Raw genomic sequence first — 15,030 nt, 5'->3', positions numbered from 1 at the left:
GGCCGTCGAGGGCCTCGCTCACCTCTGGTGGGCGAGGCCCTCCGCGTTGTCGTCGCCGTCCCTGGGGGCTGCGCCCCCAGACCCCCCTTCGGCCTGAACGGCCTCGTCCTCAATCGCCGGACGGGCTGGGTTCTGCTGACCGGTGCCGCGGAAGGTCTGCTCGTTGGAGTACGACTTCAGGTAGCTCACCACCGTGTTCGTCACCGCCACCAGCGGCACCGCCACCACCGCGCCGCCGATCCCCGCGACGAGCCCCCCGGCCGTCACCGACAGCACCACCGCCAGCGGGTGCACCCGGACCGCGCGGCCCAGGATGAACGGCTGAAGGATGTGGCCCTCGATCTGCTGCACGGCGAGGACCACGACCAGCGTCATGATGGCGGTGAAGACGCCTTGCGTCACCAGTGCCACGACCACCGCCAGCGCGCCCGACGCCACCGCGCCCACCAGCGGGATGAAGGAGAACAGGAAGATGAAGACGGCGAGCGGCACGGCCATGGGGACGTCCAGGAAGTAGATCCCCAGGCCGATGAAGATCGCGTCGATCAGGGCCACTATCACCGTGCCGCGCACGTAGGCCGTCAGTGTGCTCCATGCCCGGGGACCCGCACCGGCCACCCCGGGCCGCGCCGCCGCCGGCACCAGCTTCAGCGTCCACTCCCAGATGCGCCGCCCGTCGTAGAGCAGGAAGAGGGTGGAGAACATCGTCAGGAGGATGCCGGTCAGCGCCTCCACTATGACCGTCACACCCTCCAGGCCCGCCGAGGTGATCTGGTCGGTGTTCGCACCGATCGCTTCCCGCAGGTTCTTCGCGATCTCGTTGATCTGCTTGTCGGTGACATGGAAGGGGCTGTTCAGCAGCCACTTGCGCAACTCGTCGATGCCGTCCTGGATCTGGTTGGAGAGCGAGTCGATGTTCTCCATGACCTGCCAGGTCACGAACCAGCCGATCAGACCCATGATGACGAAGCCGAGGATCGCGGTCAGCGCGGTCGCCGGCCCCCGCGGCACTCCGTAGCGCCTCAGCCGCGCCACGGTCGGCTGAAGCAGCGCCGTGATGAGCAGCGCGCAGACGAACGCCAGCACCACCAGCTGGACGGCGCTGATGACCCGCATCAGCACCCAGAGCGTGCCCGCGAGGACGAGCACCCGCCAGCCCGCCTCGGCCGCGACCCGGACGCCCCACGGCACCGCCTCGACGGGATGGGGGCGCGGCTGTGCGGCGGGTGTGTACGCCGGTGGTGGCGGGACGTGGTCGGGCGCCGGGGGCGGCTCGGGGTCGGCGTGCTCCTTCTCGACCTCGGCACGGCGTTCGTCCAACCGATCGCCCACCTGGGTCAGTCCGGCGCCGAGTCGAGCGAGCCACCCTGGCAGTTGCGACATGATCCGTCCTCTTCCCCCGTGTCCCCGGGTCCTCGCCACCACTCCCCCCCAGGAGTCGTCGGAACCGACCGTACAGGGCTCACGGCCGTGAACGGCCGTAGCCCCTCACCCATAGACGGTGAGGGGCTGCGCGAGGTTGAGTGGCCGCCGGTGGACGGACTCGCGGCTCAGTAGGAGTGGTGGACCTGCCAGTACGACCAAGCGCCGCACGGGCTGCCGTACCGGACGTTCATGTAGTTGAGGCCCCACTTGATCTGGGTGGCCGGGTTGGTCTGCCAGTCGGCGCCGGCGGAGGCCATCTTGCTGGCAGGCAGGGCCTGCACGAGGCCGTACGCACCCGACGACGGGTTGGTCGCCCGGTAGTTCCAGGTGGACTCGTGGTTCACGATGGTGCTGAAGCACTGGAACTGGTCGGCCGGCACGATCTGACGGGCGATCGCCTGGACCTGCGCGACGGTGTACGAGCTCTGCTGGAGGAAGATGGACTTGCTGCGGCTGGCCGCGGCCTTCGCCTCCGCGCGCTCCTTCGCAGCCTTCTCGGCAGCTTCCTTCTTGGCGACAGCGGTGTCGGCAGCCGCCTTGCGGGCCGCCGCCTCGGCGTCCTTCTTGGCGCTCGCGTCCGCCTGGATGGCCTGCGCGTCGGCCTGCTGCGTCAGGGACGCGGTCTGCACCTGCGCCTGCTGTCCCGCGGGTATGTCCGCAAGGAGCGTCAGGTCGGCTGCCGTCGCCTCGGCGTCGTTCGAGGGCGACCCGGTGCTGCCCGAGGCAACACCAGTGACGGCGCCGACAGCGGTGACCGCCGTGGCCGAGGCCACTGCGAATCCCCGGACCGAAATCCGGCTCACACGGTTTCCTTCCAGCATCGCCCGCTTCGGTGACCCTGGCGGACGCAATCGTGCCCCTGACGCTGGCCTCCCAACTGCGGGGTCACGGGAGGCGCGGGCCCGGTGGGCAACTCCCTCGAGGGGAGCGCCGCGTGGTGCTCGGGCGGCATACGACGGCCATATGGAGTTCTGATGCTTCTGTGGTTCCGTACCGCTGGGGGTACAGGTGTGCCGTATGCGGGGCCTGACAGGAATGAGACTCTGCCGTAACCCAACGCCGAGTGGCAATTCCGGGTTACGTGTGAAAGCTCACACCCCGTTCGGCCCAGGAATTTCTCGGAAACCCCCGCACGCGAAGGCGCCGCCCGGCTAGGCTCTGGGGCTTTGCCGGACGGCGCCAACTGACGAGTAGCTACCGCGAGTCGAACACTTGGATCAGATCTGCCCGTCTTCGAGCATTTCGGTCACAAGCGCGGCGATCTGGGACCTCTCGGACCGGGTGAGCGTGACATGCGCGAAGAGCGGATGCCCCTTCAGCTTCTCCACAACGGCGACGACTCCGTCGTACCGGCCGACCCTGAGGTTGTCCCGCTGGGCCACGTCATGGGTGAGGACCACCCGCGAATTGGCGCCGATTCGGGACAGAACGGTCAACAGTACGTTCCGTTCGAGCGACTGGGCCTCGTCCACGATCACGAAGGCGTCGTGCAGCGAGCGGCCGCGGATGTGGGTGAGCGGGAGGACCTCCAGCATCCCGCGGGCGGTGACCTCTTCGATGACCTCGCGGCTGGTGACCGCGGACAGCGTGTCGAAGACCGCCTGCGCCCAGGGGCTCATCTTCTCGGCCTCGGTACCGGGGAGATAGCCGAGCTCCTGCCCGCCGACCGCGTACAGCGGCCGGAAGACCATCACCTTCTGGTGCTGCCTGCGCTCCAGCACCGCCTCAAGACCCGCGCACAGTGCCAGCGCCGACTTGCCCGTGCCGGCCCGGCCGCCCATCGACACGATCCCGACGTCCGGGTCGAGCAGCAGGTCGAGGGCGATGCGCTGCTCCGCGCTGCGGCCCTTGATGCCGAACGCCTCCCGGTCCCCGCGCACGAGACGGACGTTGCCCTCCGCGGTGACGCGCCCCAGCGCCTTGCCCCGCTCCGACTGGATCGTCAGACCGGTGTGCACGGGCAGCTCGGCGGCCTCGGGGACGTATACGTGCCCCTCTTCGAAGAGGATGTCCACCTGCTCGCCGGACAGGGTCAGTTCGGACATTCCGGTCCAGCCGGAGGAGTCCGTGATGGCCAGCTCGGCGCGGTACTCCTCGGCGAGGAGACCGACGGAGGACGCCTTGATCCTGAGCGGGAGGTCCTTCGACACGACGGTGACGTCGTACCCCTCCGCCTGGAGGTTGCGGGCGACCGCGAGGATGCGGGAGTCGTTGTCCCCCAGGCGGTAGCCGGTGGGCAGCACGCTGGGGTCCGAGTGGTTGAGCTCGACCCGGATGGTCCCGCCGAGGTCCCCGATCGGGATGGGGGCGTCGAGACGGCCGTTCCGCACCCGGTAGTCGTCGAGCAGGCGCAGGGCCTGCCGGGCGAAGTAGCCGAGTTCGGGATGGTGTCGCTTGGCCTCCAACTCCGTGACCACGACGATGGGGAGCACGACCTCGTGCTCGTCGAAGCGGGTCAGGGCGTTCGGGTCGGCCAGCAGGACGCTGGTGTCGAGAACATAGGTGCGCCGGTCGGGCTTGTGGCGCTTTGTGCTGGTCACCACGGAAGGACGTACCCCCTCGGATGAGGTCGGGGAGCGACGGAGTGGAGAGCCGGGAGGGCGGGCGGGAGAAACCCGGCCGGTCGACGGCCACGATGCACGGGCCGAAAACCGGCCCTCCGCTGCTTCTTCCGTGCCGAGACCGCACGGTCGGACTGGTGCAAAGGGCCTCCCGGGCGGACGGCCCCGAGCCGTCCGCTGAGATACGACACCCGTGGTTCGGGTGTCGACCTGCTTGGCTTATGCCCTCGAACATGCGCTGCCATGCCACGGCATATGACGGCGCCCCGATGAACTCCGCGTTACATGCGCCGTTGCGTGCGCCCCCGAATGGGTGATGTCCGTCCCGCCGACCGGCCGGCCCTGCGTGGTGCGGTGCGGTGCGGTGTGTTCCGCCGTCGCGGCGAGAAGTGTTCAGCCGCCGTAACGGCGGTGGCGTGCCGCGTAGTCGCGCAGGGCACGCAGGAAGTCGACCTTGCGGAAGGCCGGCCAGAAGACCTCGCAGAAGTAGTACTCCGAATGGGCGGTCTGCCACAGCATGAAACCGGACAGGCGCTGTTCGCCGCTCGTACGGATCACCAGGTCGGGGTCGGGCTGGTCGCTGGTGTAGAGGTGGCGGCCGATCATGTCGACGTCGACGGACTCGGCGAGGTCCTCCATCGAGGTGCCCTTGTCATGGGCGTCGATGATCATCGAGCGGACGGCGTCGGCGATCTCCTGACGCCCGCCGTAGCCGATGGCGACGTTGACGAGTATTCCGTCGCGGTGCGCGGTGACCTCTTCGGCCTCCTTGAGGACGGTCTGCATCTGCGAGGGCAGCAGGTCACGCGCGCCCACGTGGTGCACGCGCCAACGGCCGTCGGCGGCGAGGGAGCGGACGACGTCCTCGATGATCCCGAGGAGCGGGACCAACTCCTCCTTCGGCCGGTCGAAGTTGTCCGTCGACAGCAGCCAGAGCGTGACCACCTCGACGTCCGTCTCGGCGCACCAGCCGAGGAACTCCTCGATCTTGTCGGCACCCGCCCGGTGGCCCTGCGCGGTGGTCGAGCCCGCCGCCTTCGCCCAGCGCCGGTTGCCGTCCATGATGACGCCGATGTGCTTGGGCACCTGAGCGTGGTCCAGGTGGCCTTCCACCCGGCGTGCGTACAACCTGACCAGCAGGCCGCGCAGCTTGTCGCGCAGGTTCACGTGATTGTCAGCCCCTCCGTGCGAATCAGACAGGTGCGGGCGTGCGCGATCCCGTCAGATGGCGGTCCCCGGAGGCGAAGCCTACCCCTGGAGGGCCAAGGGCTCCGCCCAGGGTGCCCTTGGCCGGCCCCGGACGCGTACCCGTGAACGGGGGCCTCGATCGCCTGCGTTTCGGTCCGGCCCGCGGGGAATCGGCTGCCTGGGAGAGGGGCGCCGGGGGCGCGCTCGGAGCGCATCGAGGGGCGCGGCTCGGTGGGCGGATCGGCGGACGGGTCGGGCGGGTCGCGGGCGGCGCGCGTGGGGGGAAAGAAAACGGGCCGGTCCGTGGGGGGGAGACGGACCGGCCCGAGGGGGGGTTTCCACCATAACCCTTCGTAAGTGCCGACGCGCGCATCGGCGCACCACAACTACTCTCCGAATTCGTCCGGCGACGCGGCGATGGTCCCGGAAGCACTCATTCAGGGCGTGATCGTGGCCGAATCACGATGGATTCAAGGGGGATCCGGCCGAATCCTGAGGGATCCAAGGGGTTTGCGCGGACTTATGGGGCATTCGGCGACATGTCCCCGCGTACTCCCGGCGGGTGATGCGCGGCAGGAACGTCGACTTGACGCCGTCGCTAACTTCGCAGCCATGGTCACATTCACGACGGCGGGCACGCCCGGCCCGGTACCGCTGGAGGTCGCCCGGTCGGCCCACGCCCGGCGGCGCGGGCTGCTCGGGCGTGACGGGATCGAGGGGGCGCTGCTGCTGAGCCCGGCGAGCGCGGTGCACACCCTGGGGATGCGGTTCGCGATCGACGTCGCCTACCTGGACCGAAAGTTGCGGGTGATGGCGGTACGGACGATGCGACCCGGGCGGATCGGCCTGCCTCGCCCCCGCGCGCGCCACGTCCTGGAGGCGGAGGCGGGTGCAATGGAGCGATGGGGGATTCGGCGCGGGGCACATGTCGTCGTACGGGAGGACTGACGGCACCGTCGGCACGATGTGCGCGGCACCGCGCAGCCCCCTCCACTGCACGGTGCCGCCCGCGCAGCTTTGCTCACGCGAATTACATTGGTCTGAACTTACGTGAAGCTCAGCGCCCGAGGCGAGCCACGATCGATAACGATGTGGAAACCCCGCGCGTCCGTCCCGGCATATGGACACCGGACACCCGTACCGCGCGCGTGGGTCAGGTACGCGGGGTGCGGGCCTCGATCAGGAAGCGGGTGCTGTGGGCGACGAAGGGGCCCTCGGCCTCGATCCGCTCGTGCAGCGACCGGAGCTGGGGCCCGTACTGCTCCACGGTGAAACCCGGGACCATCCAGATCACCTTGCGCAGGAAGTGGACGACGGCGCCGATGTCGTGGAACTCCATGCGCAGCCGCGCCTCCCGGAGGTCGACGACCTCCAGGCCCGCCGCTTCGGCGGCCGCCCGGGCCCGCTCGGGGTCCCGCGTGTTCCGTACCGCCTCCGGCTGCCGACCCAGGAAGTGCTCGACCAGCTCGAAGGCGCTCGCGGGTCCGACCTGCTGGGAGAAGTACGTGCCCCCGGGGCGCAGCACCCGGGCGATCTCCTCCCAGTACGTACGGACCGGATGCCGACTGGTGACGAGGTCGAACGCCCCGTCCGCGAACGGCAGCGGCGCCTCCTCCGGGGAGGCCACGACCACGGCACCCCGCGGATGGAGCAGAGCCGTGGCCCTGGCGACGTTCGGCGGCCAGCCCTCGGTCGCGGCCATGAGCGGGGGCAGCGTCGGCGCGGAGGCGAGAACCTCCCCGCCGCCGGTCTGGATGTCGAGCGCGGCGGACACGTGCGCGAGCCGCTCCCCCATCGCCCGCGCGTATCCCCACGACGGCCGCTCCTCGGTGGCCCGGCCCTCGAACCAGGAGAAGTCCCAGCCGTCGACGGAGACGGCGGCGCCCTCGGCGACGAGGTCCTCGAACGTACGGGTCATGGCCATGCCGGGAATCCTGTCAGCGGGGCGGCGGAAGAGGCGACCGAATTACCGGCCGGGCGGGCGGGGGGCGGGCTCCGACAGGTCGCTCAGGTCTCCTGACGTCTCCCGTCCTTCTCCCGTCCTTCGGGATGGAGGTGAAGGGCATCCTTGCCTCAGCGGCCCGGAGAGCGCAGGTGAGGACGTCAAGGAACCAGCGGGCGGACCTCCTCGGCCGCGAACCGCACAAAGCCCTCGGGGTCCGGTTCGTCGCCCGTGGGCTGGAGGATCACGGTGTCGGCCCCCGCCTCCGCCAGCCGCTGGACGGCCTTCGCGACCGCGTCCGCGTCACCGGCGACACCGAGGTCCGGGACGGAGCCGAGGCCCTCCGCGTCGAGCTCGGCCTTCAGACGGGCGGCCCCGTCCGGGCCGGTGGCGGTGAGGAGATAGACGACGACGTGGTGGGGGTCGGTCCGGCCGGCCGACTCCCGTCCCTCGTCGATGAGCCGGCGCGCGTTTCGTACGCCTTCGGGCGCGGTGCCTGCGGTGAGGATCGTCCCGTCGGCCGCCTCGCCGGACAGCCGCAGCGATCGGGGACCGGTGGCCCCGGCGAGAACGGGCACGGCGGTGGCCGGCGGCCAGTCCAGCGCGACTCCGTCGAGCCGCACATACCGCCCGTCCGTGGTGACACGCTCGCCGCCGAGCAGCGCCCGCAGGGCAAGGAGGTGTTCGCGCAGCAGGGTCACGGGCGACTCGACGCGCGCGCCGACCTGCCCCATCCAGTCCTGCACGCCGTGCCCGACACCGAGGATCGCCCGCCCGGGGAACAGCCGGTGCAGTGTGGCGGCCTCCATGGCGGTGACGGCGACGTTCCTGAGCGGCACGGGCAGCAGCCCCACTCCGACGCGCAGCCGCTCGGTCCAGGCGAGGGCGGCGGACGCGGCCGAGATCCCTCCCTCCAGGAAGCAGTCCTCCCACAGCCACAGCTCTTCGAGGCCCGACTCGTCCGCGAGCCGTACGATCGCGCGCAGCCGCTCGGGGGGCAGTTGGGGGCGGAACACAGCACCGAGTCCAGTCATGCGATCTTCCTACCCGGCGGCCGGGGACCGGACAACAGGTTTACCCGCGCATGCCTACTGGCCACACGCCTACTGGCCACTTGCCCCCGCGCGCTCGTAGTGCAGGAGCACGACACCGTTGCCGAACCGGTGGGAGTCGATCAGCCGGAGGTCGGGGAGCGCCTCGGCCTCGGCTTCGGGAAAGAGCGGCTTGCCGCGGCCGATGAGGACCGGATGGACGTAGACGCGGAACTCGTCCACGAGGCCCTGCCGCAGGAACTCGGCGGCCAGGTCCGCACCGCCGAGCGCGAGGTCGCCGCCGTCCTGCGCCTTGAGCGCGAGGATGTCGTCGGCGATGACGTCCCGGACGATGGTGGTGTGCCAGGCGGCGTGCTGCATGGTCCGCGAGAACACGACCTTCGGCATGTTCCGCCAGATACGCGCGAACTCGACCACGGGTCCCGTGCGGTTCGGATCGGCGTCGGCGGTGGGCCAGAAACCGGCCATGAGCTGGTAGGTCACGCGCCCGCTGAGGAAGGCGCCCATCTCGGCCAGGACGTCGTTGAAGTGCTGGTGCAGTTCGTCGTCGACCCGGTGCCAGTCGATCTCGCGGTTCGGTCCCTCGATGAAACCGTCGAGGGACACCGACATCATCAGGACGATCTTCCTCATCGCACACCTCGCCGACGTCCGTCCCACCCACCGGCGCTCACGGTACTCACGCTAGGTCGCACCGGGCCTCGTTGCCACGCCGATCACGGGGAAGGGCATCCACACCAGGTACGCGGGCCGTCTACGCGCCCGGCTCCCCCCTCGGGAACGACACCTCCACCCGGCGGTTCTTGCGACGGCCCTCCTCCGTGGAGTTGTCGGCGATCGGGTAGTCCTCGCTGTAGCCGCGGACCTCGAAGGTGACGTTCCCGTTCCCGCCGAGGCGCGCGGCCAGCTGGTCGTGGACCGCCTCCGCGCGCTTCTTGGAGAGGGTCAGGCCGTGCGCGTACGAGCCCAGGTTGTCCGTGAAGCCGAAGACGCGGATGTTCGTGGCGTTCTGCTTCTTGATCTCGTCCGCGATCGCGTTGATCCGGGAGCGCGCCTCCGGATTCAGCTTGGAGCTGTCCTTGGCGAACAGCACCTCGGCCTGGAGCGCGAACGTGACGTTCTCGTTGGTGTCCTCGCGGCGCTCCTCACCGCCGAGATCCTCGACGACGGACTTGATGTCCAGCACCTTGGCAGGCGCGAGTCTCGCCCCATCGGCAAGCTTCAGGCCCGGGCTGGTGGGGTCGACGGAGGGGGGTGGGGAGGTGGTGATGGTGCCTGGGGGGGTGCTGGGGGTGTCGTCGGCGGTGGCTGGGGGGCCGCCGGTGAAGGTGAGGGCGGTGAGGATGGTGAGGGCGGTGGTGGTTCGGGGGGTGAGGCGCATGGTCGGTCACCCCTCGGAGAGCTCGATGGAGGCGGGGGGCATGCCGCCGACCTGGAAGTCGACCTTCGTGGTGCCTTCGGGTGGGGCGGGGAACTGGGCGAACCATTGGGCGGTGGCGCCTTGCTTGACGCCTCCGGTGAACTGTGTGCAGAGGCAGCGGCCCGCGGTGTCCCGGAGGATCAGATACCTCTTCTTGCCCTTCTGGTCGATCAGACTGGCGCCGGCGATGGAGCCACCGTTTCTGACCAACTCCTTTTCGTCACCTCGCCAGTTCGCCGCAACCCACAGCATCCCCGTGTTGTTCGTGACCGTGCCTTCGACGGTCACGAAGCCCCCACCGTCACGTTTGGCGGCGGTGACGGTCAGTGCCAGCCCGTTCTCCCCTTTGACCTCGGCCAGCACCGTGTCCGACTGAGGTGCCTGCGATTCCTTCTGGTCGGCGCTGCTGTGCTGGGCGGGGGTGGAAGGAGCCTGAGTTCCCTTGTCGGATTTTTCGTCGTCTCCTCCGCCGCAGCCGGCCACCGTGAGGAGCAGCCCAGTCGTGATCGCGACCGCGCTCAGCGCCCTGCGGCCCTTCATGGTGTGCCGAAAGTCCATCGGTACGGCTTCCTTTCATTCGGCCAGATGCACAGAGAACAGCACGGACGCGTCAGGAAGGTCGTCCGAATGGAAATCTTCGGGGTCGATGTCGACGACTTGGCCGTCGCAATCCAGCTGCACGAGCTTCTTCGGGTCGGCGTCCTGGGCGAAGGTGCAGCGGGGTTCAATGACCGCGATGGCCTGGGCCTTGGCGTGCTTCGACTCTGTGCCCGGGATGATGGACTTCCCGACCGTGTAGTTCGTCTGGACGTCGACCTGGAATCCGGGATAGCCGTTCCTCATGACCTGTTGGACGCCCAGAACGGTCGCGTCGTTCTCTCCGGCCAACCGCCGTGCGGCGGCATCTGCTCCCGCATTTGCCGGCGGCTTCCCGTCCAACCAGTCCAGCCAGTCGTCTTCGTGGCCGACGGCGTCTTGCAGATCGGTCATTAGCTCGTCGCGGGAGTCCTGCGCGGCGGCCAACGCCGCAGCGTCCGCCGCGGATTGGGCTCCATTGCGGGCGGACGCTGCCTGAGCGAAGACGAAGAATGCGACTGCGGCGAACAGCAGGATTCCCGTCAGCCAGATGTAGATGGGGAGCGTCTGTCCACGGTCGTCCAGCCTGCGCGGGGCGGTCAGCCGCCGATGACGTTGGTCACGGCGTTCATGATCGCCCCCGAGATCGCGCCGTCGAGGCCGAGGCCGTCGATCATCGTGAAGATGCCCGCGATGATGATCATCAAGCCGGCGTACTCCACAAACCCAGCCCCGGCATCCCGCTCGGCCCCCCGCATCCGGGCCACCACAATCCGCCGCCACCCGTCGATCCTGCGCCTCGCCTTGGTCACCACGGCCCTCGCCCTCCCAGCCGATGGGGCTACTCCCAACCCATGCACGGTACGTGAAAGAACCCTTACTCGGAGTGGGCCCAGGGACCCAACTTCCCAGCGACCGTAAGGTCACCGCCCCCACCCCTCCCCCGCCGTCCCCAGCCAATAAGCGATCGCTTCGCTCCGCGAGGAACTGTGCAGCTTTGCGAAGATGCGATTGATGTGGTTCTTGACCGTCTTCTCGCTGATGAAGCAGGCGGCGGCGATCTGCCGGTTGTTCATGCCGGACGCGATGAGATCCATGACCTCCACCTCCCTCGAACTCAGGCCGAAATCCAGCCACCCCGCGGCACGACCCCGCAGGCCCGCCACACGAGAGAGCCGGGCCATTGAAGACTGTGCCACAACAGATTGCAGATGCGAAGAACTTTCCTTCGCTTCGTACGAAACACCGAGCGAAGACGAGACAGCGGCAGACGCCTGCGCCACCACCGGCGACACCGTCGCCCGCCCCTCCCTCACACCCCGTATCGCCGTGATCAGTTCCGCCGCCGTGAACTCCCCATGCACCAGGTAGCCGGAGGCCCCGCGGCGCAGCGCCTCCGTCACCACCTCGGGTTCCGCGCTGTACGTCAGCATCATCACCGGGGCCGCGCGGGCCAGTTCGGGCAGTGCGGTCAGGCCGTCCGTGCCCGGCATGCGGACGTCGAGGAGAACGACGTCCGGGCGGTGCAGGGCGGCGTGCGCGAGCGCCTGTGCGCCGTCCGCCGCCTCCGCCACCACCTCGATGTCGGGGTGGACGGACAACAACGCCGTCAGGCCCGCCCGTACCACCGGGTTGTCGTCGGCCACGAGGACCCGCAATGTCGGCGGGCCGGGAAGTGCCTGGTCAGGCATGTGCGGCCTCCTCTTGGGGGGTGGGGGGAGCCGTCGTGGGAGTGGGGACGTGCAAGTGGATCTCGGCGCCGCCCAGCGGTGAGCGGCCCAGGCGGAGGCGGCCACCCAGGGACGTGGCGCGCTCCGCCATGCCCAGCAGGCCGAAGTGGCCGGTTTTCGCCAGGTCCTGGGTCGCGGCGGCCGGGGGCAGGCCCGCACCGTTGTCCCCGATCCGCAGATCGAAGGCCGTGCCCCCGGCGGCGTCCAGTTCGATCCGCACGCGGGTCGCGTGGGCGTGGCGGTGCGCGTTCTCCAACGCCTCCGAGACGATCGCCAGGACGTGGTGTGCCGTCGCGTACGGGAGGAGCAACGGGGCGCCAGGATTCCTCAGGTCGACCTTCGCTCCCGTGCGACGGGTGAACTCCTGTGCCTTGCGGGCGAGTTCGGTGGCCACGTCCGGGTACGCCGCCGTGAAGTCCGTACGGCGGCGCAGATCCGACAACAGGTCGCGGGACTCCGCCGCCGCCCGGCGTGCCGCGTCGGCCACCACGGTCGCCTGGCGCTTGACCGTCTCGGGGTCGCAGTGGTCCGCCGAGGCCGCGAGGGCCTCCGCCGCCAGGGCCAGGCCGTGCAGCGTCTTCGCCACCGAGTCGTGCATCTCGCGGGCGAGGCGCGCGCGTTCGGACTCGACCGCCTCCGCCGCCGCGAGGCGGGCGTTCGCCTCCGACAGTGCCTCGCCGGCCGCGCCGATGCGGAACATCAGGTTGCGCAGGGTGACGCCGATGATCCCGGCGGCGGCACAGAAGCCGGCGATGAGGAGGGTGCTGGCGCCGGCTCCGGGACGGTGTTCCCAGGCGCGGAAGACCGCGAGGACCACGGCCAGTTGGAGGCCGGTGATGACGCCCGCGCCACGCCAGCCGTACAGCAGGCCGGACAGCAAAGGGGTGCAGACCGTCGCGTACGCGAGGGGGGAGGCGGGGGAAGCGGTCAGCAGGAGCGTGGCGACGAAGAGCAGGTCGAGCGCCATCAGCGTGGGGTGGGCGAGGAGGCGCGGGCCGACGCGGTCCCAGTCGCGGAGCAGGGCGTACGAGGTCATCACGCCGAGGACGGCGGCCGCGAGGACGGCGTAGCGAGGGGCGCCGTCGGGCGTGTTGGCCAGCGCGAAGGGCGCGCCGATCACGACCAGGGCGAGGCGTACGGCGACGGTCTGACGGCACAGGGCCTGCAGCGCGCTCAGCTGGAGGCGGACGCTGGCGGGGGCCGGGGCGTCGTCCTCCAGGTACCCGGGGGTAGAAAGACCGGCACGGCTGCTCATCATCGGCCCAGAATCGATCCGAAGTCCGTACCCGAGCCCAGGAACATGCCCGTGGCGATCAGGATCATCGTCGCCGGGAGCATGAAGACCAGGGTGACCAGCGTGGCCTTGGGGATCGTCTTGGCCGCGCGGCGGCGGGCGTTCTGGGCGTCCGTGCGGCGCATGTCCGTGGCCAGCTGGATCAACGTCTCCGCGATCGGGGAGCCCAGCTCCTCGCCCTGCTGCAACGCCGAGACGAACTGGGCGACCTGTTCGGAGGAGTTGCGCCTGCGCAGCTCGTCGAAGGCCTGGCGGCGGCTGACGCCCATGTCCATCTGGCGGAGCGTGATGCGCAGTTCGTCGGCCCAGGGGCCCTCGTACTTCTCCGCGACCCGGTCGAGGGCCTGGCGGAAGCCGAGGCCCGCCGAGACGACGACGGCGAGGACGTCCAGGAAGTCGGGCAGTGTGCGATCGATGACGTCCTTGCGTTCGCGGATGGCCTGCCAGATCAGGGCGTCGGCGGCCAGCAGGCCGAAGGCGAGGGTGGCCGCCGCGAGGAGCGGACGGCCGCCCGTGAGGAAGACCAGGCCCATCAGGACGCCGAAGATGCCGTAGACCGCGCGGCGGGCCGCGTAGCGGTTCAGCGTGAGGCCGCCCGGGTTGCCCGCCATGTCGATGCGGCGGCGTTTGGCGTCGACCCGGCGCGGGCCCATCAGGCGCAGGACGAGCGGCGCGAAGCGGATGCCCAGGCGGTCGATCGCCGAGCCCGCCGTGGAGACCCGGGTGGCGCCCACCTCCAGCGCGAGCGCGAGGTCGCTCGGCAGTCTCGCGTCCGCGCGGATCATGCGGATGCCGAGGAGGATCCCCGCGACCGAGGCGGCCATCAGCAGGGCGAGGAGCATGGGCAGCATCGCGATCTCCCCCTCACACTTCGATCTTGCCGAGGCGGCGGATGACGAAGAAGCCGACGGTGTAGAGGGCGAGGGAGAGCAGGACCAGTCCTTGGCCGAGCGGGGAGCCGGTGACACGGGCCAGCGCGCCCTCGTTCGAGGAGTTGATCAGTACCAGGGAGCCCAGGCCGAGCATCGGCACCGTGAACGCCGTCGCGTTGACCTCGGAGAGCATCGTGCGGACCTCGCGCCGGGTCTCCTTGCGGTCCTCCAGGGTCTGGGTGAGGTTGCGCAGCGAGTTCACCACCGAGCCGCCCGCCTTGTTGGCCAGCACCAGCGTGGTGACCAGGACGATCAGCTCGCGGGACGGGAGGCGCTCGGCCATTTCGTCGAGGGCGTCGTCGACCGAGCGTCCGAGCGTCAACTGGTCCGCGACGCGGGCGAGTTCCTCACCGGCCGGGGCCTCCAGTTCCTCCGCCGCCATGGCCAGGGCCGTGCGCAGGGCGAGGCCTGCGGCCGTGGCGTTGGCCAGGAGGCGGGCCACGTCGGGGAGCTGGTTGATGAAGGCCTCGATGCGTTTCTGCCGCTGCCAGTTGAGGAAGACGGCCGCGCTCCACACGCCGACGAGCGCGGCGATCGGGCCGAAGAACGGGGCCAGGGTCGCCGCCGCCAGCAGCCACAGCGCCACGACGACGGCCGTGACGTATGTGAAGAACTCGCCCGCCGTCAGATCGAGTCCGGTCGCCGACAGGCGCAGGTGGATGGTGCGGCCCAGGCGCGTGCGGCGCAGCCGGCGGTCGACGGCCGCGAAGCGCCGGACGCGGCCCGCCGCCGTGCGCGACGGCCCGGCCGCCCTGCCGGAGAGCCGGTCGACGAGCGCCTGGCGCTGGGCGCGGCCGGAGGCGTAGATGTGCACGCCCGCGACGGCGAACGTGCCGGTGAGGACGGTGGCGCCGAGGGTGAGAAGGGCGGGGTCGTTCATCGGTCGCTCCTCTCCGGGATCTCTCGCTGC

Annotated in this window: 16 protein-coding genes; 1 reads left to right on the top strand and 15 read right to left on the bottom strand. The window is 70.1% G+C overall.

Translation table 11 applies throughout. The features are described from left to right. Positions 1-18: 18 nt before the first annotated feature. From Q2K21_RS05175 to Q2K21_RS05160, 4 genes are all read right to left on the bottom strand, one after another. The gene (locus tag Q2K21_RS05175) at positions 19-1,383 is read right to left on the bottom strand and encodes an AI-2E family transporter (RefSeq protein ID WP_310765875.1); all 1,365 of its coding nucleotides are present in this window, start codon (positions 1,381-1,383) and stop codon (positions 19-21) included. Between the two features lie 167 nt (positions 1,384-1,550). Beyond that, a complete protein-coding gene (locus tag Q2K21_RS05170; protein ID WP_310765873.1) occupies positions 1,551-2,228 on the bottom strand; it encodes an aggregation-promoting factor C-terminal-like domain-containing protein in 678 nt (225 codons plus the stop codon). 414 nt (positions 2,229-2,642) lie between these two features. Further along, complete coding sequence (locus Q2K21_RS05165) at positions 2,643-3,968, bottom strand: PhoH family protein (protein WP_310765871.1); 1,326 nt, start codon at positions 3,966-3,968, stop codon at positions 2,643-2,645. A gap of 411 nt (positions 3,969-4,379) precedes the next feature. Then, positions 4,380-5,153: an isoprenyl transferase gene (locus tag Q2K21_RS05160; protein ID WP_310765869.1), complete on the bottom strand. Its 774-nt coding sequence runs from the start codon at positions 5,151-5,153 to the stop codon at positions 4,380-4,382. Between the two features lie 633 nt (positions 5,154-5,786). Between Q2K21_RS05160 and Q2K21_RS05155 the strand changes: the two genes are divergently transcribed. Continuing rightward, positions 5,787-6,122: a DUF192 domain-containing protein gene (locus Q2K21_RS05155; protein ID WP_310765867.1), complete on the top strand. Its 336-nt coding sequence runs from the start codon at positions 5,787-5,789 to the stop codon at positions 6,120-6,122. 205 nt (positions 6,123-6,327) lie between these two features. Here Q2K21_RS05155 and Q2K21_RS05150 read toward each other — a convergent pair whose 3' ends face one another. From Q2K21_RS05150 to Q2K21_RS05100, 11 genes are all read right to left on the bottom strand, one after another. Continuing rightward, positions 6,328-7,098: a class I SAM-dependent methyltransferase gene (locus Q2K21_RS05150; RefSeq protein WP_310765865.1), complete on the bottom strand. Its 771-nt coding sequence runs from the start codon at positions 7,096-7,098 to the stop codon at positions 6,328-6,330. 179 nt (positions 7,099-7,277) lie between these two features. Then, on the bottom strand, positions 7,278-8,150 hold the full coding sequence (locus Q2K21_RS05145) for an LLM class flavin-dependent oxidoreductase (protein WP_310765864.1): 873 nt from the start codon (positions 8,148-8,150) through the stop codon (positions 7,278-7,280). 69 nt (positions 8,151-8,219) lie between these two features. Continuing rightward, entirely contained in the window at positions 8,220-8,801 is a 582-nt protein-coding gene (locus tag Q2K21_RS05140; RefSeq protein ID WP_310765862.1) for a dihydrofolate reductase family protein, read from the bottom strand. Positions 8,802-8,922: 121 nt separating this feature from the next. After that, positions 8,923-9,549 (bottom strand): OmpA family protein, encoded by a 627-nt coding sequence (locus Q2K21_RS05135; protein WP_310765859.1) that lies wholly within the window; start codon positions 9,547-9,549, stop codon positions 8,923-8,925. 6 nt (positions 9,550-9,555) lie between these two features. Then, entirely contained in the window at positions 9,556-10,146 is a 591-nt protein-coding gene (locus Q2K21_RS05130; RefSeq protein ID WP_310765857.1) for a hypothetical protein, read from the bottom strand. 15 nt (positions 10,147-10,161) lie between these two features. Next, positions 10,162-10,749, bottom strand: coding sequence for a pilus assembly protein TadG-related protein (locus Q2K21_RS05125; protein ID WP_310780638.1), 588 nt, complete (start codon positions 10,747-10,749; stop codon positions 10,162-10,164). Positions 10,750-10,763: 14 nt separating this feature from the next. Further along, the gene (locus Q2K21_RS05120) at positions 10,764-10,979 is read right to left on the bottom strand and encodes a hypothetical protein (protein ID WP_310781404.1); all 216 of its coding nucleotides are present in this window, start codon (positions 10,977-10,979) and stop codon (positions 10,764-10,766) included. 108 nt (positions 10,980-11,087) lie between these two features. Next, complete coding sequence (locus Q2K21_RS05115) at positions 11,088-11,855, bottom strand: response regulator transcription factor (RefSeq protein ID WP_310765855.1); 768 nt, start codon at positions 11,853-11,855, stop codon at positions 11,088-11,090. Next, positions 11,848-13,152: a sensor histidine kinase gene (locus Q2K21_RS05110; RefSeq protein WP_310765853.1), complete on the bottom strand. Its 1,305-nt coding sequence runs from the start codon at positions 13,150-13,152 to the stop codon at positions 11,848-11,850. Before Q2K21_RS05110 ends, Q2K21_RS05115 begins: the two co-directional genes overlap by 8 nt. After that, the gene (locus tag Q2K21_RS05105) at positions 13,149-14,039 is read right to left on the bottom strand and encodes a DUF5936 domain-containing protein (RefSeq protein ID WP_310765851.1); all 891 of its coding nucleotides are present in this window, start codon (positions 14,037-14,039) and stop codon (positions 13,149-13,151) included. Before Q2K21_RS05105 ends, Q2K21_RS05110 begins: the two co-directional genes overlap by 4 nt. 13 nt (positions 14,040-14,052) lie before the next feature. Beyond that, on the bottom strand, positions 14,053-15,000 hold the full coding sequence (locus tag Q2K21_RS05100) for a type II secretion system F family protein (protein WP_310765848.1): 948 nt from the start codon (positions 14,998-15,000) through the stop codon (positions 14,053-14,055). Between the last annotated feature and the right edge of the window lie 30 nt (positions 15,001-15,030).

It is taken from the genome of Streptomyces sp. CGMCC 4.7035 (assembly GCF_031583065.1).
In the GTDB taxonomy this organism is placed as follows: domain Bacteria; phylum Actinomycetota; class Actinomycetes; order Streptomycetales; family Streptomycetaceae; genus Streptomyces; species Streptomyces yaanensis.
The sequence above is the reverse complement of the archived record's forward strand: the minus strand, read 5'-3'. Positions and strand labels throughout refer to the sequence as shown.